This window comes from Conexibacter sp. CPCC 206217, from assembly GCF_030646165.1.
Lineage (GTDB): Bacteria > Actinomycetota > Thermoleophilia > Solirubrobacterales > Solirubrobacteraceae > Conexibacter.
This window is the reverse complement of the sequence record NZ_JAUTDO010000005.1, coordinates 44,184-64,988: the sequence shown is the minus strand read 5'-3', so window position 1 is coordinate 64,988 and position 20,805 is coordinate 44,184. Positions and strand designations below refer to the sequence as shown.

20 protein-coding genes and 2 tRNA genes are annotated in these 20,805 nt (G+C 70.9%); 11 read left to right on the top strand and 11 right to left on the bottom strand.

Features of this window, described 5'->3' with window-relative positions; all coding sequences use genetic code 11:
- Positions 1–5: 5 nt before the first annotated feature.
- Positions 6–3,590: a lamin tail domain-containing protein gene (locus tag Q7L65_RS14485; RefSeq protein ID WP_304722171.1), complete on the bottom strand. Its 3,585-nt coding sequence runs from the start codon at positions 3,588–3,590 to the stop codon at positions 6–8.
- A 306-nt stretch (positions 3,591–3,896) separates the two neighbouring features.
- Between Q7L65_RS14485 and Q7L65_RS14480 the strand changes: the two genes are divergently transcribed.
- The 5 genes from Q7L65_RS14480 to Q7L65_RS14460 all read left to right on the top strand — a co-directional run bounded on the left by Q7L65_RS14480 (position 3,897) and on the right by Q7L65_RS14460 (position 6,136).
- The gene (locus Q7L65_RS14480; protein WP_304722170.1) at positions 3,897–4,781 is read left to right on the top strand and encodes a LysR family transcriptional regulator; all 885 of its coding nucleotides are present in this window, start codon (positions 3,897–3,899) and stop codon (positions 4,779–4,781) included.
- Between the two features lie 55 nt (positions 4,782–4,836).
- Positions 4,837–5,235, top strand: coding sequence for a hypothetical protein (locus tag Q7L65_RS14475; protein WP_304722169.1), 399 nt, complete (start codon positions 4,837–4,839; stop codon positions 5,233–5,235).
- A 120-nt stretch (positions 5,236–5,355) separates the two neighbouring features.
- Positions 5,356–5,604 (top strand): hypothetical protein, encoded by a 249-nt coding sequence (locus tag Q7L65_RS14470; RefSeq protein WP_304722167.1) that lies wholly within the window; start codon positions 5,356–5,358, stop codon positions 5,602–5,604.
- Between the two features lie 47 nt (positions 5,605–5,651).
- Complete coding sequence (locus Q7L65_RS14465; protein WP_304722166.1) at positions 5,652–5,915, top strand: hypothetical protein; 264 nt, start codon at positions 5,652–5,654, stop codon at positions 5,913–5,915.
- Complete coding sequence (locus tag Q7L65_RS14460; RefSeq protein WP_304722165.1) at positions 5,900–6,136, top strand: hypothetical protein; 237 nt, start codon at positions 5,900–5,902, stop codon at positions 6,134–6,136. Before Q7L65_RS14465 ends, Q7L65_RS14460 begins: the two co-directional genes overlap by 16 nt.
- Positions 6,137–6,526: 390 nt before the next feature.
- Here Q7L65_RS14460 and Q7L65_RS14455 read toward each other — a convergent pair whose 3' ends face one another.
- Both Q7L65_RS14455 and Q7L65_RS14450 read right to left on the bottom strand, forming a co-directional pair.
- A complete protein-coding gene (locus tag Q7L65_RS14455; protein ID WP_304722163.1) occupies positions 6,527–6,811 on the bottom strand; it encodes an AAA family ATPase in 285 nt (94 codons plus the stop codon).
- Between the two features lie 242 nt (positions 6,812–7,053).
- Positions 7,054–7,127: transfer RNA gene (locus tag Q7L65_RS14450), tRNA-Asp, on the bottom strand.
- 113 nt (positions 7,128–7,240) lie between these two features.
- On the opposite strand from Q7L65_RS14450, the gene Q7L65_RS14445 reads away from it, so the two are divergent.
- Positions 7,241–8,686 carry a cytochrome P450 gene (locus Q7L65_RS14445; RefSeq protein ID WP_304722162.1) on the top strand — a complete coding sequence of 482 codons (1,446 nt, stop codon included), beginning with the start codon at positions 7,241–7,243 and terminating at the stop codon, positions 8,684–8,686.
- A gap of 45 nt (positions 8,687–8,731) precedes the next feature.
- Here the strand turns inward: Q7L65_RS14445 and Q7L65_RS14440 are convergent, their stop codons facing one another.
- Positions 8,732–9,253, bottom strand: a complete 522-nt coding sequence (locus tag Q7L65_RS14440; protein WP_304722160.1) for a hypothetical protein — start codon at positions 9,251–9,253, stop codon at positions 8,732–8,734.
- A gap of 148 nt (positions 9,254–9,401) precedes the next feature.
- Between Q7L65_RS14440 and Q7L65_RS14435 the strand changes: the two genes are divergently transcribed.
- Positions 9,402–9,728 carry a DUF3592 domain-containing protein gene (locus Q7L65_RS14435; protein ID WP_304722159.1) on the top strand — a complete coding sequence of 109 codons (327 nt, stop codon included), beginning with the start codon at positions 9,402–9,404 and terminating at the stop codon, positions 9,726–9,728.
- Between the two features lie 146 nt (positions 9,729–9,874).
- On the opposite strand, the gene Q7L65_RS14430 is transcribed toward Q7L65_RS14435, so the two are convergent.
- The 4 genes from Q7L65_RS14430 to Q7L65_RS14415 form a co-directional block, all read right to left on the bottom strand.
- Positions 9,875–10,735 carry a 3-hydroxybutyryl-CoA dehydrogenase gene (locus Q7L65_RS14430; RefSeq protein WP_304722158.1) on the bottom strand — a complete coding sequence of 287 codons (861 nt, stop codon included), beginning with the start codon at positions 10,733–10,735 and terminating at the stop codon, positions 9,875–9,877.
- A gap of 78 nt (positions 10,736–10,813) precedes the next feature.
- A complete protein-coding gene (locus tag Q7L65_RS14425) occupies positions 10,814–11,671 on the bottom strand; it encodes an META domain-containing protein (RefSeq protein WP_304722157.1) in 858 nt (285 codons plus the stop codon).
- A 32-nt stretch (positions 11,672–11,703) separates the two neighbouring features.
- On the bottom strand, positions 11,704–13,803 hold the full coding sequence (locus Q7L65_RS14420) for a hypothetical protein (RefSeq protein ID WP_304722155.1): 2,100 nt from the start codon (positions 13,801–13,803) through the stop codon (positions 11,704–11,706).
- An 18-nt stretch (positions 13,804–13,821) separates the two neighbouring features.
- Positions 13,822–14,442 (bottom strand): MarR family winged helix-turn-helix transcriptional regulator, encoded by a 621-nt coding sequence (locus tag Q7L65_RS14415; RefSeq protein WP_304722154.1) that lies wholly within the window; start codon positions 14,440–14,442, stop codon positions 13,822–13,824.
- A gap of 97 nt (positions 14,443–14,539) precedes the next feature.
- Between Q7L65_RS14415 and Q7L65_RS14410 the strand changes: the two genes are divergently transcribed.
- The gene (locus Q7L65_RS14410) at positions 14,540–16,411 is read left to right on the top strand and encodes a hypothetical protein (RefSeq protein WP_304722153.1); all 1,872 of its coding nucleotides are present in this window, start codon (positions 14,540–14,542) and stop codon (positions 16,409–16,411) included.
- 25 nt (positions 16,412–16,436) lie between these two features.
- On the opposite strand, the gene Q7L65_RS14405 is transcribed toward Q7L65_RS14410, so the two are convergent.
- Positions 16,437–16,509 (bottom strand) — tRNA-Val (locus tag Q7L65_RS14405).
- A 52-nt stretch (positions 16,510–16,561) separates the two neighbouring features.
- Between Q7L65_RS14405 and Q7L65_RS14400 the strand changes: the two genes are divergently transcribed.
- Positions 16,562–17,383, top strand: a complete 822-nt coding sequence (locus Q7L65_RS14400; RefSeq protein ID WP_304722152.1) for an HAD-IIA family hydrolase — start codon at positions 16,562–16,564, stop codon at positions 17,381–17,383.
- Between the two features lie 23 nt (positions 17,384–17,406).
- On the opposite strand, the gene Q7L65_RS14395 is transcribed toward Q7L65_RS14400, so the two are convergent.
- On the bottom strand, positions 17,407–18,036 hold the full coding sequence (locus Q7L65_RS14395; protein ID WP_304722151.1) for a hypothetical protein: 630 nt from the start codon (positions 18,034–18,036) through the stop codon (positions 17,407–17,409).
- 94 nt (positions 18,037–18,130) lie between these two features.
- On the opposite strand from Q7L65_RS14395, the gene Q7L65_RS14390 reads away from it, so the two are divergent.
- Positions 18,131–18,646 (top strand): hypothetical protein, encoded by a 516-nt coding sequence (locus Q7L65_RS14390; RefSeq protein WP_304722150.1) that lies wholly within the window; start codon positions 18,131–18,133, stop codon positions 18,644–18,646.
- A 45-nt stretch (positions 18,647–18,691) separates the two neighbouring features.
- Here the strand turns inward: Q7L65_RS14390 and Q7L65_RS14385 are convergent, their stop codons facing one another.
- On the bottom strand, positions 18,692–19,687 hold the full coding sequence (locus tag Q7L65_RS14385; protein WP_304722149.1) for an SDR family NAD(P)-dependent oxidoreductase: 996 nt from the start codon (positions 19,685–19,687) through the stop codon (positions 18,692–18,694).
- A gap of 105 nt (positions 19,688–19,792) precedes the next feature.
- Here Q7L65_RS14385 and Q7L65_RS14380 point away from each other — a divergent pair, with 105 nt between their 5' ends.
- Positions 19,793–20,731 carry an AraC family transcriptional regulator gene (locus Q7L65_RS14380; protein ID WP_304722148.1) on the top strand — a complete coding sequence of 313 codons (939 nt, stop codon included), beginning with the start codon at positions 19,793–19,795 and terminating at the stop codon, positions 20,729–20,731.
- Positions 20,732–20,805: the final 74 nt, after the last annotated feature.

Genomic DNA, 20,805 nt, shown 5'->3' with positions numbered 1-20,805 from the left:
CACGGCTACCGGACGCCGACGGTCGCCGTCTTGGTGGCCGCGCGGACGAGGTAGGTCTTCCCGCCCGCCCGCTTGGTGAACTTCGTCAGTGAGACGGTGAGTCTCGCCTTCTTGGCTGTGCGGGCCTTTGCCGGCAGCTTGAACGTGGCGGTGCCCTGCTTGAGCGCGACCGTGAAGGAGCCCTTGATGCCGGCGATCTTCACCGTGACGCGCTGGCTGATGAGGGACTTCGCGAGCCCCTTGACCGACACCGTCACCTGCACCTTGGCGCCCTTGACAGCAGCGACCCTGATCGACGGGCGCACCGACGAGGCCTTCGGCGTGTCGTCCTTCTTGCCGCCGCCGTCCGCTGCCGGCGGCGGGTTCACGACCGGCGGGTTGACCACGGGCGGGTTCTCCACCGGCGGGTCCTGCTTGGGGGGATCGACGGGGAGCGCGGGGACCTTGCCGGTCGCCGTGCTCACCTTGACCACCGTCGCGTAGCCGGTGGCGCGTCCGGTGACCTGCACGCTGATCGTGTGGTCGACGTCGGCCGCGACCACCGTGTAGGTGGCGCTGGTCGCGCCGGCGATCGGCTGGCCGTCACGCAGCCACTGGTACTCCAGGCTGGCGACCGGCGCCCAGGTGCCGGCCGACGCTCTCAGCGTCTCCCCGACTCTCGGCGCGGCGTTGTCGAGCGTCGGCACGGGCGTCGTGGTGAACGCGCCGTCGGCGACTCTCGCCGTCGCCGCGCTCTCCTTCGCAGTCGCCACATAGCCCGTCGCGCTGCCGGTGACCTTCACACTCACCACGTGGCCGCCGTCGGCCGCGACCGTGGTGTAGGTCGTGTCGGTTGCGCCCGTGATCGGCTGACCGTCACGCAGCCACTGGTACGCGAACGCGGCGGCCGGCGCCCAGGTGCCGGCCGACGCTCTCAGCGTCTCCCCGACCTTCGGGGAGAGGTTGTCGAGCGTCGGCACCGGTGCCGCGGTGAACGCGCCGTCGGCGACTCTCGCCGTCTCCGCCGACGTCACCGAGGTGTTCTCGAGGAACTGATGTGCCGACACGGACACCCGCAGCGAGAGCACGTGCCCGGCGTCGGCCACGGTCGCGGTGTAGGAGACCTGCTTCGGATCGCCCGTGATCGTGTCAGTCGCATCCGCGATCGGCTGCCCATCACGCAACCACTGGTAGTCGTACTTCACCCCGTCGTAGTTGCTCGGCAGGCACGACGACCAGGCAGGATGCGTCGCGGTCACTCTCTGCCCGACCTTCGGCGCCGTGACGTCCAGCGTGGCCGCCGGCGTCGCGGTGAACTGCGTCTGCGCGTTGACGGTGACGGTCGGCCCGATCACGATCTTGGGCGCGTACCCCGCCTTGACGCCCGTGGCCTGCAGCCGGTAGGTCCCGAAGTCGCCACGCAACGCGCGCAGCGGCTGGTCGTACGACTCATACGAGGGAGTGAACGCCGCCTGGGTCTTGCCGGCCCCGGGCGCCATGCTCCACTGCAGCGTGTCCCGACTCTGAATCTGCCACTGGTAGGTGATCGTGTCAGGCGCGGTCGCTCCCCAGCCCGAGATGGTCGTCTGGACCGACTGGCACATGTGCGGCGTCTGCGTGGAGAGCTCGATGGTCGCGTTGCCGAACTCCAGGATCGTGACCGTGACGGTGAACGGATCGCTCGCACCCGCCGAATCGTCATACGGATCGCTGTCACCCGCCGAGACGTATCTCGCCGTGACCGCATGCGCCGTCCCCGACGGGGAGCCCGTCAGCGCCGCCGACGGCGTCCATCTCGCCACCCCGTTGCTCACAGTGACTGGGCCGCTGACCGCCTGCCCGTCGACGCTGAACACGACCGTGCCCGTCGCATCCGTGGCGACGTCGCTGCCGCCCGGCTTGCGCACCGTCGCCGTCAAGCTCGGCCGGCCATCCGTGCTCGCCGCATCGCCCGAGACAGTGACCGTCGGGATCGACACCGGCAGCGGGAACACGTTCTCCGCCGCGAACGTGCCGTGATCCGTCGTTGCCCACGCTCCGACGCCCGGCGCCGTCCGACCATACGTCGTCGTCGCGTGCGACGTCCACGAGTACGAGTCGATCGCCGTCGCCGACGCCAGGTCCGTCGTCCCCGGCGCGAACACCCGCACCGAATCCGCGGCCCCCAGCCCGAAGTTCCCGGTCACCGCCGGGTCGTCCGTGCGGAACGCCGCGTACCCTCTCGCCGGCACGCTGCTGCCCGCGGGGAGCGTCAGCTTGTGTGTGTCGTCGCTGTCGGACAGGACCAGGCCCGACACGTCCACCGCCGTGCTCGACGGGTTGTACAGCTCCAGCCAGTCTCCGTTGACGGCGTCCCCGTTGGACTCCACCTCGTTGATCTTCAGATCGGCGAGCTTCGCCGGATCCTCCGAGAAGTGCACCGTCCAGTTGATCGTGCCGGAGCGCAGCTCGATGAACGGCGCGGCCGGATTGGTCAGCGTCAGCTGCCCGTCCTCTGAGTAGGTGCCCGTTCCGGGCGTGCCGATGTTCGGTGAGGGCTTCGTTCCGGAGATGGTCGTGAAGCCCAGGAGCTTCGGGTCCAGCGTGATCCCGCCAGCCTGGTACGGGCCGACGTAGATGTCCTCGTACGCCTGGATGTTGGCCCCGTTGTCCTGCTGTCTGGACCCGGGATAGATGCCGAGCGCGCTCAGGTCGCGGATCCGGTTCCCCATCAGGTTGATCGACGAGTTGACCGAGCGGATCCGGTGACCGGACTGCGCAAACGTGGGGATCTGCTCGAACACCGACACGTCGGAGATGCGGTTGTTGTAGACGGACAGGCTCGTGAGCAGCTTGAGGTTCAGGATGAAGTCGATGCTGGTCAGCCGGTTCTCGTCCGCGACGACGTTCTCGAGCTTGGTCAGACCGGCGAGCGGCGACAGATCCGTGATCCGGTTGGTCGAGAGGCCCACGTAGGAGAGGTTCGGCAGCGTCGCCAGCGCCGCCACGTCCGTCAGCTCGTTGGCCGCGAATTCGACGTAGGTGAGGTTCGTGAGCCCTTCGATCCCTTGCAGCGTGGTCAACCTCCCGACGGGGAGAATGAGGCTGGTGAGGCTCGCGAGCCCGCCGAGCGGGCCCAGGTCCGAGATCTCCGAGCCGACGATCGTCAGCTGCGTCAACCTGGTGAGGCCCGCGAACGGCTGCAACGACGACGCCGAGCCGGAGGGGCGCGCCAGGGAGAAGCTCGTGACGTTCTTCAGCGCCTCGGCGCCCGTGAAGTCCGAGATCGTCGGCGCGTCATAGTCCTGGTCGTCGAGCGTCGTGACCGTTTCCGCATCCGCCTCGGTGATCGTCTGCTCCGGCGTGCGCGTGGTGCTCGTCGCTGACGCGATCGCCTTGTTCATCACCGCTTTGAAGCTCGCGTCCGGAACCGTGACCGGATCGGTCGGGGCAGCGAACGCCGTCCCGCTGGTGGCGGTCAGCGCCACGGCGAGCAGCACGAGCGCCAGCAGCGCCGACGCCAGACGACGCGCCTGCGACGGCAGTCGGGTGCGGGCGCGGTGACCGCGCGGGCTGCGCGAGGACGGTGTGACGCCGGCCCGTGACGGCCAGCGAAGCGATCGGTGTGACACGGGACTCCTGGGTTCGTTGGGGGGCGCGACACGTGCCGAAACGAGCAACGCGTGGACCCCGAGCCGGCGAATTGTCGGCGGCACAACAACCGATTCCGTGACCATCACGTATCCAACTTGGGCGAATTTCGGCTCAAACGGTGACGCTCACAGACCCAATCGGCCCTCCACGTATCCATGCTGTGAAAACCCGGAACGACAACCGTGCACGTGCCGTAGCTTGCGCCGGATGGAGGCGAGCACCGAAGTCGCTGGCGGCGACGCTGACCCCTTGACGTTCACGACGACCACGACGGGTCGCCAGCGGTGATCGCGACGCTGTCGTGGCATCTCGTACCGAGCTTTCTCGTCCTCGCCGACGAGTTGCACTTCGGCATCGCCGCGCAGCGGCTGGGCATCTCGCGCCACACGCTCTCGAAGCGGATAGGACGCCTGGAGGGTCAGCTCGCGACGCCGCTGCTGATGCGCACGACCCGTCGCATCGAGCTCACACAGGCGGGCGCGGAACTGCGCGTGCGTGCCGTCTCCGTCCTCGACGCGATGGACGAGGCCGTGCGGGCCGTGCAGCGCGCCACCACCGTTGGACGGATGTCGATCGGCATCAGCACCGACCTGACGACCGAATGGGACGCCGGGATCGACGCGTGGCTGCGCGAGCGCGCCGGCGTGGCGGTGCTCGAACGGCGCGCGCCCGACGAGGCGTTGTCACTCGTCCGCGCCGGGCGGCTGGACCTGGTCCTGCTCGTGGGAATCGGCGAGGACGAGCCACGCAGCGTGCTCGTCGGACACGAGCCCACCGTCGTCGTCTTCCCCGACACGCACCCCGCCGCGGGACAGGAGACCGTCCGCGCCGGCGACCTGCGCGACCTTCCCGTCGTCGTCAGCGAAATCGGCCGCACCGATCACCACCGCGCGGCGGTCGAGCGACTGCACGGCGATGCCGACCTGCCGTACGTCGTCGCGCCCCGCATCGGCACCATCCGCGCCGGCCTCCTCCACACAGCGCGCCTGCAAGGCGCGGCCGCCGTCGTCCTGTCCCGCGACCTCAAACCGATCGACACCGCCGGCCTCGCCGCCCTGCCGATGGACCCACCCCTCCTATTGCCCGTCACGGTGATCGGCCGACCCGGCCTCCCGAACGAACTGCTGACCTCCCTCGTGAATCATCTGCTCGGCCTGCCCGCGACCTAGGCGAGCCTCTCACGTCGCTGTTCGAGCGCGAGCGACGGGTGCGAAGCCGCACCGCGTGTTGTGGTACAAGCAGGTCACGGTCAATTACACGTACAGATCGCCGATCGGCAACGTCGCCGGCGTCAAGCGCCACGGCCCCAACGACATCGCTCTTCGCAGAGTCGTCGACCAGTTCTCCTGGTCGTCCCACGCGGGCGCGCCCGTCAGCGTCGCCGTGGACATTCCGAATTGGGCGGGGCCATACCGAATCATCTACGGCTTCAGGCGTCTCATACCCAGAGGCCGCACGCCGGTCGGCTCGCTCGACGAGCGCACCGTCCATGTCGCGGCCGGCGAGATGGTCGAGCAGGTCGAGCGCGAGCGCGCGGAGGCCGCCGTTGCCGCCGAGCGCGACAACCAGCGCGGCATCCGCCCCAAGAAAGACAAGAGCCCTGCCGGAGCAGGGCTTCCCTAAGGCGGGAGCGACGGGACTCGAACCCGCGATTTACACCTCGGATCAATATCCGGCTTTGAGCGCACCACACCCGTCTTTCGGTCTGGCGTACCGCTGGCGCGCCAGCGATACGGTCGACCGATGAATGCGAAGGAACGCCTGCGTCACGCGGTCGACGTCATGACCGAAGACGAAGCTGCGGCCGCGCTCGTCACACTCGCCGAAGCATCCGGCGATGCCTTCAAGTGGATGCTTGACCACGTCCCGCCCGACGATGAGCCCCTGACAGACGATGAGCGCCAAGCGATCGCGGAAGCCCTCGCCGATCGTGAGCGAGGTATCGAGTCGATACCGCTCGAAGACCTCAAGGCCGAGTTCGGGATCAGATGACAACGCGTGGTTGGCGGCGTGTGCTCGACTATGAGCTCGGCGCCCGCATGATCGTCAGCTACGCGCACGACTCGGGCGAGGTCGTCGACTACGCGGTCGTACTCGTCGTCCAGCACGGCGGGTCCAAACAGACGGTTCGCGTCTACGACGGAGCACACGGCGTCAACGACATGCACCGCCACGCCCGAAGCCGCGGCAAAGCACCGGCAGAGCGATTCCATGGCGGTACACTCGCCGAAGGCATGCGGATCGCGATACTCGCGATCCAGTCCAACTACCGCGAGATGATCGACGGATGGCGCGCAAGCTGAACACCCCCACATCGCCCAGCGCAACCGCGATGGAGCGCGCGATCGCGGACGACCTCGCCGGACGCAGATCGCACTACCCCGAGCGCGTTGCCTTCATCGACGCCGACGAACCCCACGCCGGCCGCGAGATCACCGCCGCGCTCGACGACGGCTACGCCATCGTCCTCGTCTCCCCCGACGGCCGCGAACGCATCCTCGCCGAGCAGGCACCAGCGGCCTAGGCCGTTGCTTCCTCCGCGCTGGCGTCCTGACTCGTCGGCGGTTGCCCGACTCTTGGCAATGCCTCCTCCTCGGTCGTCTCGGCGGAGCGGACGAACGCCGCCACCGATGCGACGAAGTTGCTCAACGGCATGTGCGTGACGTGCCGTCCCTCTTTCAGGGCGCGGTCGACGAATCAGGGGCCATGGCCGCCGAGGTCCGGTGCCCAACCCTCCAGCGCCCCCACGTCGACGACGAACAGCCCGATCGCGGCAAGTGCGGCAATCAGGCGTCTCGCCACTTCGTTTCCGTCCCCGCGAGGCGATCGCCATCACGCGTCAGCCGAATCACAGTGACCGATCTGGCGCGGTCGAGGAGCCCCAGCAGCACTTCGACGGAATGGATCGCGGCGATCAGCTGCTGCCCCTCCGGCGCGGCAAGCTGCCGCCCCAGCTCACGGCCTGCGGCGGGTGCAGGAACGCTTCCGGCTCGTCGACGAGAATCAGCGGATGAGATGAGCTGAGGATGGTCAGCAGCAGCCCGATGAACGAGCGCATGCCGTCGCCCTGGTCCGGCACGAGAGGCAGCCCATCGAGCGCGTTCAGATATTCAACGCTGTCAAGCCGCGGTTGGATGTCTGGCGCGCCCAAGTGCAAATGCAGTTGGGATCCGCCGGCCCGATTGACATGGATCGGCACTCCGAAGGCCCGTCGGACCGCTTTGCTGAGCCGGCCCTCGGCCGCCAGGGTTCCGGGAGATCGAGAACGACCCCAGCGAGCAGAACGCTCGGCGAGTTGCTCGACCAGGGCTGATAAGGCGGCGGCGTCATCATCGCCGTAAGACCCCGCGCACCCCTCGCGCGGTACTTCGCCACTGTCGCGCACACCCAAGCGATCGGGGAAATGCCTGAAACACCGATCGGAGATCCGGGTGTAAAAGGCGGGAGCGACGGGACTCGAACCCGCGACCTCCGGCGTGACAGGCCGGCGCTCTAACCAACTGAGCTACGCCCCCTCGGGGTGAGGAAGTATGCCACGAGGGGTGGGATCGGTGCTTGCTCGTCTCCCGGAGGGATCGCCGCCGGGTTGGCGGTCGCAAACTGGCTGGCTGGCCAGTAAGGTGGGCGCATGTCCGTCACAGCGCCGGATCAGCTCTCCAGCAACCCGCTTCGGCGGATCCTGGTCGACCTCTACGAGGAGCGGACGGCGGACGTGCCGTTTCCGCCGGGGCCGGGCGATTTCAACATCCAGCGGACCTTCCGCTTCGTGCGCGATCCGCTGCCGATCCTGCTGCCCGCGTACCAGCAATATGGGCCGATCTTCAGCATGCGGCTGTTCCACGGGCGCGTCGTGTTCATGCTCGGGCCGGCGGCGAACCACTACATCACCGTCTCCCACGCGGACAACTTCCACTGGCGCGAGGGCAGCTTCGGGGACCTGATCCCGCTGCTCGGCGACGGGATGCTGACGATCGACGGCGCCTACCACCGCCGCGCGCGCAAGATCATGCTGCCGGCGTTCCATCGCGAGCGGATCGCCGCGGCCGGCGACACGATGGTCGCCGAAACGCTGCGGGCGCTTGACGACTGGGAGCCCGGCAGACTCGTCGACGTCTACCACTGGGCGCGCGAGCTGGCCCTGCGCGTCGCGATGAAAGCCCTCTTCGGGCTCGATCCCGACCAGCGGGGCGCCGGCCAGCGCGCCGCGGTCGACTTCGAGCGCGCGCTCTCCTTCTACGGCGAGGACTTCGCGATGCGCGTGCTGCGCGGGCCGCACACCCCGTGGCACCGGATGCAGCACGCCCGCCGCACGCTCGACGAGATCGTCTACGCCGAGATCGCCCGCCGCCGGCGCGACCCCGACCCCGAGCGCAGCGACGTGATGTCCCTCCTGCTCGACGCGCGCGACGCCGACGGCGAGGAGCCGCTGACCGACCGCGAGGTCCGCGACCAGGTCATGACCCTCCTCTTCGCCGGCCACGACACGACCACCTCGACCGTCTCCTTCATGCTCTACGAGCTGGCCCGCCACCCGGCCGCGCTGCAGAAGCTGCTGGACGAGCAGGACCGCGTCCTCGCCGGCCGCACGCCGACCGCCGCCGACCTCACCGGCGGCACGCTGCCCGAGCTGGAGATGGTGCTCGACGAGACGCTGCGGCTCTATCCCGCCGCCTGGGTCGGCCCGCGCCGCAACGTCGAGACGTTCGAGTTCGGCGGGCACACCGTCCCGGCCGGCTCCTACGTCAACTACTCCTCCTGGGCCAGTCACCGCCTGCCCGACGTCTGGCCCGAGCCGGAGGCGTTCGTGCCTGAGCGCTTCGCGCCCGCCTCAAAGGCCGCGCTGCCGAAGGGCGCCTACATACCGTTCGGCGGCGGCTCGCGCACCTGCATCGGGATGCGCTTCGGCCAGCTGGAGATCAAGACGATCGTCACGCTGCTGCTGCAGCGCCACCGCCTCGAGCTGTTCCCCGGCCGCACGATGACGGTCCGTCAGATGCCGACGCTGAGCCCGCGCGATCCGCTCGAGATGATCGTGCGCGAGCGCGGCGTGCCGGCGGGGCTGACCGCGGGCTGACGGGCGTCGCCGCAGCGGCGACGCCGCGGCGCCCGGATCACTCGCCTACGCGCAGGCGATCGTCACGCTCTTGCGCACGACCACTCTGCCGGCGACGACGATCGACGCGGTCCATCTGCCGTCGATCCGCACCGGCCCGAACGGCCCGGTCGCGAACAGGTAGCCGTACGCGAGCGTTCTCGACTGCTCCGCTCTGACCGGCCACTTGAACGCGCTTCTCATGATCTCCGCGACCGCCGGCTCGACGTCGTAGCCGCCGCGCGGCTCGCCGCCCCACAGCGCGACGCCGACCTTCGTGCCCTTCGCGATCCCTCTGCCGGAGTAGACGACGTTGACCTCGCGCTCGCCGTCGCCGCGCGTGTAGCAGTCGGTGATCGTTCTGCCGGGCTTCGCCTGCACCTGCGGGATCCCTATGCGCGTGAACGTCGTGAAGCCGAGGATGCGCACCTGCTGTCTCGGTCTGGATCTCGCGGCCGCGAGCGCCGGCGACGACAACGTCATAGTGGCCGCGGCGGCGACCGCGAGCGAGGAGAGCGCGAGCGCGCACGCGCGAAACGAAGTCTTCATCGGCCGCACGCTACGCCCGATCGGCGCTCGCGCACACGCTCAGATGTGGGTACGGGACCCGACTCTGAGACCAATCCGAGACCAGCGCGGCACTGACGCGACGCGCGCCCAAGCGTACGTTCTGGATGGCACGAGAGACGGAGGCAGCATGGGCATCGGAGAGATCGGATCGATGGAGCGCGACCGCAACGAGCAGCTGTCGGCGCTGGGCCGCCAGCAGGCGGACGCCCAGCGGTTGATGGCGACCGGGCTGATCGCTCAGGCAACCGTGCAGGCGGTCCGCGACACCGGCCTGACGATCAATCAGAACCCGCAGGTCGAGTTCGACCTGCTCGTCTCCGTCGACAACCGCGAGCCGTACGAGGTGACCCACCGCCAGGTCGTCTCGAGGCTCGTGCTCGCCAACTTTCAGCCGGGAGCGTCGATCCCGGTGCGCGTCGATCCAGCGGATCCGTCGCGAGTCTTGATCGGCTGACGGAAGCGGTCCCTCGAAACCCCGACGCCGAATCGAGCGGGAACGGGACGGCCGGTGGCGCCGGCGAATCGCCACCGGCCGGCCCGGACCCGAAGTCGCATGCCTGGCCGCGCCGAGCCCCCGCGCGGCCGCGCACGCGGCGCGCCCTAGCCGTAGTCGTAGAACCCGCGGCCGGTCTTGCGCCCCAGGCGCCCCGCCGCGACCATCCGCTTCATCAGCGGCGGCGGCGCGTACTCGTCGCGCTTGAACTCCTCGTAGAGCGAGTCGCAGACGGCGTATAGCACGTCGAGGCCGATGAAGTCGGCCAACGTCAGCGGCCCCATCGGGTGGCCGGCGCCGAGCTTCATCGCCGCGTCGATGTCCTCGGCCGAGGCGAACCCCTCCTCGTACATTCTCACCGCCGCCATCAGGTACGGCACCAGCAGCATGTTGACGACGAAGCCCGAGCGGTCCTTCGTGCGCACCGCCGTCTTGCCGAGCGCCTCGACGAAGCTCGACGCGCGCGCCACGGTCGCCGCGGACGTATCGAGCGCGATCACGATCTCGACCAGCTTCATCACCGGTACCGGCGAGAAGAAGTGCAGGCCGACCACTCGATCCGCACGGCCGGTCGCGGCCGCCAGCTGGGCGATCGGGATCGACGAGGTGTTGGAGGCGATGATCGCGTCGGGCGCGAGGATCGCGTCGAGGCGGTTGAAGACGTCGGCCTTGACGTGCTCGTCCTCGACGACCGCCTCGATCGCCAGCTGCGCGCCGGCGAGGCTGTGGAACTCTCTCGTCCAGGAGATCCGGCCGATCAGCGCGTCGCCGTCCTCGCGCGTCAGCTTGCCGCCCTCGACCGCCTTCGCCACCGACGCCGAGATGCGCTGCTCGGAGCGCTCCAGCGCGCTCTGGTCCATCTCGTGCAGAATCACCGTCGCGCCCGCGCGCGCGGCTGACTCTGCGATGCCCGAACCCATGAAGCCGGCGCCGACGACGGCGACGCTCCCGATCCCTGCTGCGGTCATGCTGGACGTCCTCTCGTTCGCTGGGCCGCGCCGTGCCGCGCGACCCGTCGGGCAGCGTACCGACCGCGCGGTCGGCGTTCAGCCCGCGCGGAAGACGAGGTGCTGGCCGTTCTTGGCGACCGTCAGATTGCCGCCGCCGTCGAAGCCGAGCGCGGCTCTGCCGCGCAGGATCGCGGTGACGAGCTGCTCCAGTCTCATCGCGGGCGCGTCACACGCCATCTCCGTCAACGCGAGCGGTCCGAAGATCGCGAACCCGTCGTCGCGCAGCTGCGCGCTGCCGCCGCCGCGGTTGCAGCCGGCGAAGACCTCGGCTCTGCCGTCGGCGAAGCGCAGCGTCGGCGGCTCGACGCCGGCGGGCACGCTCGCGGCGGTGCCGTCGCGCCCGGCGATCGTCTCCAACGTCCAGTTCGTGCCGGCGATCGGCGGCGGCGTGTGACCTGCGGTGCCCTCTCTCAACTCGATCGTGACGCCGTCGCGCTCCAACGTCAGGCGCTCACCGTCAGCTGCGATCTTCGCCCCGCCGGCGAGGAAGTCGGTCAGCCACTCGTCCTGTCTCTGCAACGGCGCTTCGCAGCCGATCATCGTCGTCGCGGGCGCGGCGGCCCATCTGAGCGTGCCGTCCTCCAACGCGTACGCGCCGCCCATCGAGTTGCAGCCGGCCTTGACGCCGAGGCCGCTCTGCTCGAAGCCGAGCGTGATCTCCGTTCCGGGCACCAGCTCGTGGCCGGTGACGGCGGTCGAGACGAACGTGCGCCCGTTCAGGTCGTCGGCGTTGGGAGCGGCGCCGCTCGGCGAGGCGCCGGTGTCGCTACCGCTGCCGGTCGTCGTCGTCGCGCCGCCCGTCGTCGCGGCGGACTGGTCGTCGTCGCTGCTGCCGCAGCCGGCCGCGAGCAGCAGCGTCCCGAGCAGTGCGATGGCGAGTGCGGTGCGGCGCATGGCGGTGATGCTCCTCGGTCGGTGGCCGGCGATCATGGCGTCGTCGCACGCTCGTTGCGCTGGTGGGCGAGCCGCAGCACGCCCGTCAGCTCGTAGAAGTCGACCGCGACGAGGTTCGGCAACTGCCCGCGCTCGCGCTCGCAGCGGTTCATCTGATCCCGCAGCACGGGCCCGCCTATGGCGCGGTTGCGCGAGGGTGACGGTGGGAAGTTGACGGTCCAGTGGTTCAGCATCAGCAGCGGGCTGTCGGCCGTGCCGCGCCAGCGCTCGCAGCTGAGGTTGTCCGGGTTCGTCGCGGTCAGCGGCGTGTCCTGGACGAACGAGAAGCCGTCGAGGTACCACGGGCGCGAGCCGCCGTCCAGCTCGCTCAGGACCACCAGCCGCGTGTTCGCGTCGACCAGCTCGCCGAGCGTCGGCAGCGGCTCGTCGCGCTGCAGCTCGGCGGCCTCGGACAACAGGCCGGTGCGCTGCAGCGAGTCCTCGATCACCTGGACCGGCACGTACGGCTCGACGAACAGGATCACGACCTCGCCGCGGTTGGCGTCGAGGAAGCGGCGGACGATCTCGAACTGCTCGTCGAGCGGCTCTGAGCCGAGCTCGCAGAGCGTGTGGCAGAGGTACGGTCTCGGGTTGCCGCTGCCGGTGCCGACGCCGATCCGCCCGACCAGTCTCTCGGCCGCGCGCAGCGCCTGCGGGCTGAGCTGCTTGGCGACCTTGTTGCGATCCGATCCCTCGGCGTCGAGGTCCGTCCGCACCAGACCGGTCGCCGGGTCCAGCTCGCCCCAGTGGACGTCGATCAGCAGCCCGCGGATGCCGTCGCGCAGCTGCCGCTCGATCCCGTAGCGCTGGTTGGGGAACAGCCAGCCGGGCTCGTCGGCCGCCGCGTAGGAGTTGTGCGTCGAGGGGAAGACGACCTCGTTGAGGCGCTTGCCGCAGTTCGCCAGCGACCCGTTGCAGGAGCCGGCCGGCCCGGCCAGCGCCGCCAGCGCCGGCGGCGCCTCGACCTTCGGCGCCGGCAGCACGAGCGCGACGGCGAGCACCATCGCGGTGACGACGCCCGCGACGATGCCGACGAGGATGAGCGGTCTGACGGGGGTCGCTTCCCGTTCTCTCTCCTGTTTCTTGTTGGCCCGCCCCCGCAGCTCCCCGATCCCCAGCAGGATCAGCAGCAACCCCGCGAGCACGCTGACCGCGCGCACGGCCAGCGACGGCTCCAGCACGACCGCGGCGCCGAGCGCCAGCAGGCCGGCGCCGCGCAGCGCTCGCGGCGCGCGCGCCGGGGCCCCGCTCAACCGCCGCAGATGCGCGAACAGCACGACCGGGCGCCGCGAGGCGACACCCGCGATCACGAGGCCGCCGAGCGCGGCGACGAGCGCGCTCGTGCGCAGGTCCGCGAACAGCGCGTCCCAGATCGCGCGCACCGCGGCCCGTCTCTCTTCCTCGCCGGCCGAGACGCGCCCGACGACCCACGCCGCCGCGACCATCGTCAGCAACGCGACCGTCAGGCCCGCGGCCGCGATTGCGGCGCCGAGGTAGGCGATCCCGTCGCGCACGCCGCCCGCCAGCACCCCGCACGCGATCGAGGCGAGCGCCGCCGCGATCAGCAGCGGCAGCCACCAGCCGGAGACGTTCGTCAGCTTGCGCGCGATCGTCACGCGCAGGTCGTCGGCGTCGAGCGCGGCGAGCTGCGGCTCGGTCCCGGGCGGGATCCGTCGCGCGACCAGCGGCGAGACGCTGCGCAGCGACTCCTGCAGCAGGCCGCCGGCGTACTCGAGGTCGAGCACCGCTCTCGATCTGCCGTAGAAGAGCGCGCGGTGCTGGTCGGCGATCGCGCGCCGGAAGATGCGCTTGAACTGGGCCGTGTTCGCGAGTGACGCGATCGCGGTCGTGACGAGCGGGCGGATCGCCAGCACGTCCGGCGTGACGCCGGCCGCGACCCCGTCGACGACCTTGTCGGCGACGACCGCGCGCACGTCGGCGTCGTCGAGCGCGGCCGCGGCGCGCGCGCTGAAGTTGTCGCGGTCGACCAGCTCGTCGCGCACGTAGCCCGCGACCCCCGCCGCGGCCAGCAGCACCGCCGTCACGACGGCGAGCACCACGACGATTCGCTGGCGCCAGGGCGACGCGATCACAGGCCGCTCCGCCGTCGCCTAGGCCGAACCGCGGACAGGCTCGGCCGCCACCGCACGCTCGCCGCCGGCCGCCGCACGCTCGCCGCGGGGCTCGGCCGTCGAACCCACATCCGCCGCCGTCACGGCATCCGCCGCGAAGTCCCCCTCGTCGCGCCGGATCGCGCTCAGCAGGCGCGTGATCGACTCCTGCTCCTCGGGCGCGAGCGGGTCCATCGCCATCCCGGCGGCGTTGAGCGCCTGCGTCGCGCGCTCGGCCAGCTCGCGGCCGGCCTCCGTGATCGCGATCAGCGTCGAGCGGCGGTCCTGCGCGTGCGAGACGCGCGTGACGAGGCCCGCCTCCTCCAGGCGATCGGCCATGTGCGTCATCGAGGTGCGGTGGACCTGCAGCCGCTCGCCCATCTTGCCGACCGGCAGCGAGCCTCTGGAGCTGAAGACGAGCAGCATCAGCGTCTCGTAGCGGGGAAACGTGAGCCCGTGCGGGCGCAGCAGCTCGTTGAGGCGCGCGAGCAGGATCTGCTGCGCGCGCATGATCGACGTGACGGCCGCCATCGGTCGCGCCGGTCCCTCGCCCCAGCGCTCGCGCCAGTGCCGGCGGGCCTCTGCGATCGGGTCGAACGGGAGCGGTTGCGACTCGGCCATCGTGCGAAAGGTTCTCAGACGGAGCAGCGAAACGACTGGAAGCGGGCAGCCGCGTTGATACGGTCCACGCACCTTTCCCCCTGGAGGACCGACACGGATGTCTCGCCGCTGCCAGCCGCTGATCGCGTTCGCGATCGCTCTCACCGCCACGACGCTCACGACTGCGGCGGCCAGCGCCGCCACGCTGGACGGTACCGTCGAGGCGGCGGGCAGCCCGGTCGCGCAGTCGACCGTGCGGCTGTTCGCGGCCGGTGCGCATGGCGCGACGGCGCTCGGCAGCGATCGCAGCGCGGCTGACGGCAGCTTCAGAATCCGCTACGACGCGCCGAAGGGCGGCGCGCCGCTGTACGCGATCGCGACCGGCGGCAACCGCGACGGGCGCACGCTCAGCGCGCAGGTGCGGCTGCTGGCGATCGTCAACCCGCTGGCGGCGGCGCCCGACGAGCTGTTCATCGAGGAGCGCAGCACCGTCGCGGGCGGCTACGCGCTCGCGCGCTTCATCGACGGCACGCGCATCTCCGGCCCCGACCCGGGCCTGCGCAACGCCGCCGCAACCGCGGCGAACCTGTTCGAGAGCAGCGCCGGCAAGGTCAGCTTCGTCCTCTCGACCTCGCCGAACGGGCTCGCGACCGAGGCGCTGCCGACGTTCAACACGCTCTCCAACGCGCTCGCCTCCTGCACGACCGGCACGTCGAAGGACTGCCGCCGGCTGCTCGACGCGGCGCGGCCGCAGGGCGGCGCGCGCCCGGCCGACACGCTCGCGGCGGTCGTCGCGATCGCGCACCACCCGTCGCAGCACCAGGACGCGCTGTTCGCGCTCGCGCGCGGCGCGGGCCGGAGAGGCAGAGCCAGAGCCAGAGCCGCCTACGGCCCGGCGCTCACGCGCGCCCCCGGCGCCTGGATCCTCGCGCTCGTCTACACCGGCGGCGGGATGAACGCCCCCGGCCGGATGGCGTTCGACGCCGCCGGCAACGCCTGGACCGGCAACAACTTCCAGACGCCCGGCACGACCGCCGGCCTCGGCCTGACGGCGCTCAGCCCGGTCGGCCAGCCGATCCTCGACAGCCCGATCTTCGGCGGCGGCATCAGAGGACCGGGCTGGGGCACGGCCGTCGACCAGAGAGGGCGGATCTGGAACGCCAACTTCGCCGGCGACAGCATCAGCCTCAACGCCCCCGACGGCAGACCGCTGTCGCCCTCGGGCGGCTTCACGGCCGGCGACCTGGCCAGACCGCAGGGCGTCGCGATCGGTCACAACGGCGACGTCTGGATCGCCAGCTTCGGCAACGACACGGTCGTGCGCTACCGCGGCGGCGATCCGAAGCGGGCGCAGGTGATCAGCGGCGGCGGGATCTCCAAGCCGTTCGGGATCCAGCTCGACGGCCGCGGCCACGTGTGGGTCTCCAACGGCGCCGAGTCGAGAACGGGCTCCGTCACGGAGCTGCTGCCCGACGGCACGCCGACGAAGGCGTCGCCGATCACGGGCGGCGGCCTGCGCTCGCCGCAGGGCGTCGCGGTCGACAGCGCCAACAACGTCTGGGTCAGCAACCTTTTCTCGCGCAGCGTCACGCGCGTGCTGCCCGACGGCAGAATCTCGTCCGACTCGCCGCTGGGGCGCAGCAGCGTGAAAGGCGGCTGGGGCGTCGCCGTCGACGGCGCCGACCACGTCTGGGTCGCCGGCTTCCTCGGCGGCAACCTGACCGAGCTGTGCGGCGTCAGACGCGGCAGCTGCCCGCCCGGCGTCAGAACCGGCGCGCCGATCTCGCCGAAGCGGGCGGGCTACGACAGCGCGAGCTTCGAGCACATCACCGCGGTCCAGGTCGATCCGTCCGGCAACGTCTGGCTGGCGAACAACTGGACGAACGGCTCGCCGCTGAGCGAGTTCGTCGGCGGCAACGGCCTGGTCCAGCTCGTCGGCGCCGCGACGCCCGTCCGCACACCGCTGTTCGGGCTGCCGCGCAAGCCGTAGCGGCGGGCACGGCACGCGGTGCGGATGGGCGGTGCCGGGCTCGAACCGGCGACCTCTCGCTTGTAAGGCGAGTGCTCTACCAACTGAGCTAACCGCCCGCGTGCACCGGCATGGTATCCGCGCGCCGCCATCGACCCGGGCTCGACTACGATGCGCAGCGTGAGCAGACGGCGTGAGATCAGATCCTGGCTGATGGACATGGACGGCGTGCTCGTCCACGAGGAGAGCGCAATCGCAGGCGCCGACAGGTTCCTCGAAGTGCTGAAAGCGCGCGAGATCCCCTTCCTCGTGCTGACCAACAACTCGATCTACACGCGCCGCGATCTGTCGGCGCGACTGCGACTGAGCGGGCTGGAGGTGCCGGAGGAGCGGATCTGGACCTCCGCCAACGCGATGGCGCAGTTCCTGCAGGACCAGCGTCCGCACGGCTCCGCGTTCGTGATCGGCGAGGCCGGCCTGACGACCGCGCTGCACCAGAACGGCTACACGCTGACCGAGCGCGAGCCGGACTACGTCGTGCTCGGCGAGACGCGCACGTACAGCTTCGAGCGGATCACGGCGGCGATCCGGCTGATCACCGACGGGGCGCGCTTCATCGCGACCAACCCGGACGCGACCGGCCCGTCGCTGCAGGGCCCGCTGCCGGCGACCGGCGCGGTGGCGGCGCTGATCCAGCGCGCGACGGGCGTCGAGCCGTACTTCGTCGGCAAGCCGAACCCGCTGATGATGCGCTCCGCGCTGAACGCGATCGACGCCCACTCCGAGACGACGGCGATGATCGGCGACCGGATGGACACCGACGTCGTCGCCGGCCTCGAGGCGGGCCTGGAGACGATCCTCGTGCTGACCGGCGTCGCCACGCGCGAGGCGGCCGAGCGCTTCCCCTTCCGCCCGACGCGGATCGTCGAGTCGGTCGCGCAGCTGGTGCCGGAGCTGGAGAGCGCCAGCGCCGACGCCCCAGCCGACGCTTAGCGCCGCGCGCCGCGCGCCCTCACCTAGCCGCGCAGCACCGCCTCCGCGAACGCGCGCAGGGCGCCCTTGCCGTCGCTGACGACAGGCGCGCCGTGCGCCATCAGCAGCACGTCGAAGTCGAGCTCGTCGCACAGTCTCAGGTAGGCCGCGGCGAGCCCGTGCTGGACCGCGCCCGGGTCGTCGCCGAGCAGGTGGTCGGGGAAGAAGCCGAGCGCGCCGTCGTCGTCGACGCGGATCGCGCCGTCGGCGATCGCCAGCGCGCCGCGGTCGTAGTTCACGTGCAGCGCGCTCTCGTCCGGGCACAGCACGCCGACCTCCTGCGCGACGATCCCGGGCGCGACCTCGTCGCCCGGTCTGAAGCCGCGCACGCGCAGCGGCGCGTCGAGCAGTTCGTAGAGCCCGCGCTCGTTCGCCGCGACGGTGCAGTTGAAGCGCTCCGCGAAGCGCGCGCTGTGGCGGCGATGGTGGCGGTTGGTCAGCAGGATCCGCTCGGGCGCCGGCAGCTCGCTCGTGCCGAAGGCGCTGAGTCCCTCCTGCGGGACCATCGGATCGATCAGCGTGCGCGCCTCCACCACGTAGGCGGAATGCACCGGCTGACCTATCGTCTCGCGGTAGGCGGTCCAGCTGAGCAGGCCAGGGAAGATCTCGTCCATGCCCTCCATCATGCCCGAGCAGCGCGCTCGCGTGCTGGGGGTGTGACGGTCACCCGCCCGCGCGCCGCGCGTGCCGCGTCCTACCCTGGAGCGCATGGAGTCCTCCGCGCCCGCCTACCGTGACCGCATCGAGCAGCTGTTCGCCGACGCCAGGCGTCAGCGCGAGGAGTGGATGCAACAGCTGCCGGCGGCCTTGCGCGCGCTGCTGCCGCTCGACGCGACGCCGATCACGCAGGGGATGGCGCTGCTCGCCGACGCGGTCGGGATCGGCGAGCGCGTCGCGTCCGCGCAGCGCGAGCAGAGCCACGCCAACGCCGCGGTCCTGCACGGCCGCGTCTTCGGGCGCGAGGCTCCCCTGACGCAGGACACCGCGCTCGCCGCCTTCGCCGACGGCGCGCGCGTGCGCGACGGCCTGCTGCTGCAGCTCGCCGAGACGGTCGACGGCGCCGGCCTGCGGCGCGACGTGCAGGAGTTGCTGCCCGGCGTGCCCGATCTCTCCCCCGAGCTGCCCGCCGACGAGCGCACCGCCGCCCTCGCGACCGTCTTCGCCGCGCAGGAGCAGGCGCTGCTGCTGTGCGCGCAGCGGCTCGACGACGTGCTGCGCGACTGAGCGACCGACGCGGTTGCGGCGACCGAGCGTGGGGCGGGCCGACGGCTAGATCGCGCTCCCCATCAGCCGCTCGCTCAGCGCCCAGAGGCGTTCGGCGGCCGCAGGGTCGACCGCGTGCGAGACGACGCCGATCGGCGTCTCGCCGCGGGTCAGCAGATCCGCGACGTCCTGCAGGGGGACGAGCGGAGAGACCTCGTTGCTCTCGCAGTAGACACCGCCGAGTCCGTCCAACTGCGGGCTGGTCGCGCACCAGACGCTGGTGGAGGCGCCCTGCGCCGCCGTCTTGCGACCGCTGTCGGGATCGATCACCGGCACGCCGTCGTCGTCGATCACGCCCAACGCCTTCAGCTGCTCGGGCGTGCTCCAGCGGCTGAGGTTCGTGCCGACGATCGAGCCGGGATGCAGCGAGAAGCCGCGGATCCCGTCGGCCTCGCCGCGCTGGTCGAGCGCGAGCGCGAAGAGGATGTTGGCCGTCTTCGACTGGCCGTAGCCGAGCCACGGGTCGTAGTCGCGCCGCTCGAACTGCGGATCGTCGAAGACGACCGGCGAGAGCCGATGCGCCCACGCGGACACCGCCACGACGCGCGCGCCCTCGGCGCGGCGCAGCGCGGGCCACAGCCGCGCCGCGAGCTGGAAGTGCCCCAGGTGGTTGGTCGCGAAGTGGGACTCGTAGCCGCGTGCGTCGCGGTGCAGCGGCACGTTCATGATCCCGGCGCTGTTGACGAGCATGTGCAGCGGGCGCCCGGAGGCGAGGAAGCGCTCGGCGAACGCGTCGACGGAGGCGGGGTCGATCAGGTCCAGCTGCTCGACCTCGACGCCGTCGATCCCTGCCAGCATCGCGCGAGCGCGGTCCGGGTCGCGGACCGGGACGACGACCGTCGCGCCGGCGGCGCGCAGCGCTCGCGTCGTCTCGGCACCGATGCCGGAGTGACCGCCCGTGACGATCGCGACCTTGCCGGACAGGTCGATGCCGCTGACGACGTCGGCGGCGGTGTCAGCGGCCCCGAAACGGGAGCCGATCGGCTGTTGAGGCGTGGGCATGTCGTTTCCTTCGTTCAGAAGTTCATGCTGCGCCACCGAGCCTAGAGCCGCCATTGCGGACTTTGAATGCTTGAACGTGCGTATTTCTTGCGCGATAGTACGGCGATGTCCGCCGATCCCCTGTCCGACGCGCTCGCGCTCGTCGATGCTCGCTGCGTCATCTCCGGCGGTTTCTCGGTCGGTGGTGCCTGGGCGCTGCGGTTCAGGCCGCAGGCGCGGCTGAAGCTGAGCGCCGTCGTGCGCGGGTCGTGCTGGCTCACTGCCGACGGTGTCGCCCAGCCGCTGCTGCTGGAGGAGGGCGACGTCGTCGTGGTCAACGACCGCAGCTCGGTCGTGCTCGCCGGTGATCTGTCCGTCGAGCCGACCGAGAGCGCCGAGCTGTTCGCCGACAGTCCCGGCGCCGTCGCCCACATCGGCGACGGCCAGGAGGTCGTCGTGATCGGCGGCCACGTGGAGCTGGACCGCGGCGGCGAGGAGCTGCTGCTGACCGCGCTTGCGCCCATCGGCCACATCCGCGCGAGCACGGCCGAGGCGCCGGTGCTGCGCGCGCTGCTCGACCGGCTCGTGCACGAGATGTCGACCGACCGGCCCGGCGCGGCCTTCGCCACGCAGCAGCTCGCCCAACTGCTGTTCGTCGAGATCCTGCGCGCGTGCGTGGACGGCGCCGACGCGCTCCCGGCGAGCTGGCTGCGAGCGCTCGCCGACGACCGGCTCGCGCCCGCCCTGCGGCTGATGCACGGTGACCCGGGCCGGCGATGGCACCTCGACGAGCTGGCCAGGTCGTCCGCGATGTCGCGCACGACCTTTGCGACGCGCTTCAGAGCCGTCGCCGGCATGCCGCCGCTGACCTACCTGCATCACTGGCGCATGCGCATCGCCGAACGCACGCTCCACGACGACGACACGTCGATCGCAGCGCTGGCGCATGCGCTCGGCTACAGCTCCGAGAGCGCCTTCAGCAACGCCTTCAAGCGCACGAACGGGCTCGCCCCGCGGCGCTTTCGCGATGCCGTACGTCGCCTCGATAGCGCCAACGCGCCATGAGCGAAGAACTTTCCCGGCACGTGTCTATTTCGTGTGGGTTCGTTCGACGTGCCAGTAGAACCACCCCAACCCCA

Coding starts and splice junctions, on each gene's coding strand:
- Q7L65_RS14395 (WP_304722151.1), bottom strand. CDS start 18,036: ATGGACGAGATCTTCCCTGGCCTGCTCAGCTGGACCGCCTACCGCGAG.
- Q7L65_RS14430 (WP_304722158.1), bottom strand. CDS start 10,735: ATGACCGCAGCAGGGATCGGGAGCGTCGCCGTCGTCGGCGCCGGCTTC.
- Q7L65_RS14465 (WP_304722166.1), top strand. CDS start 5,652: ATGATCGTCAGCTACGCGCACGACTCGGGCGAGGTCGTCGACTACGCG.
- Q7L65_RS14415 (WP_304722154.1), bottom strand. CDS start 14,442: ATGGCCGAGTCGCAACCGCTCCCGTTCGACCCGATCGCAGAGGCCCGC.
- Q7L65_RS14390 (WP_304722150.1), top strand. CDS start 18,131: ATGGAGTCCTCCGCGCCCGCCTACCGTGACCGCATCGAGCAGCTGTTC.
- Q7L65_RS14445 (WP_304722162.1), top strand. CDS start 7,241: ATGTCCGTCACAGCGCCGGATCAGCTCTCCAGCAACCCGCTTCGGCGG.
- Q7L65_RS14460 (WP_304722165.1), top strand. CDS start 5,900: ATGGCGCGCAAGCTGAACACCCCCACATCGCCCAGCGCAACCGCGATG.
- Q7L65_RS14435 (WP_304722159.1), top strand. CDS start 9,402: ATGGGCATCGGAGAGATCGGATCGATGGAGCGCGACCGCAACGAGCAG.
- Q7L65_RS14400 (WP_304722152.1), top strand. CDS start 16,562: ATGCGCAGCGTGAGCAGACGGCGTGAGATCAGATCCTGGCTGATGGAC.
- Q7L65_RS14385 (WP_304722149.1), bottom strand. CDS start 19,687: ATGCCCACGCCTCAACAGCCGATCGGCTCCCGTTTCGGGGCCGCTGAC.
- Q7L65_RS14380 (WP_304722148.1), top strand. CDS start 19,793: ATGTCCGCCGATCCCCTGTCCGACGCGCTCGCGCTCGTCGATGCTCGC.
- Q7L65_RS14425 (WP_304722157.1), bottom strand. CDS start 11,671: ATGCGCCGCACCGCACTCGCCATCGCACTGCTCGGGACGCTGCTGCTC.
- Q7L65_RS14440 (WP_304722160.1), bottom strand. CDS start 9,253: ATGAAGACTTCGTTTCGCGCGTGCGCGCTCGCGCTCTCCTCGCTCGCG.
- Q7L65_RS14410 (WP_304722153.1), top strand. CDS start 14,540: ATGTCTCGCCGCTGCCAGCCGCTGATCGCGTTCGCGATCGCTCTCACC.
- Q7L65_RS14470 (WP_304722167.1), top strand. CDS start 5,356: ATGAATGCGAAGGAACGCCTGCGTCACGCGGTCGACGTCATGACCGAA.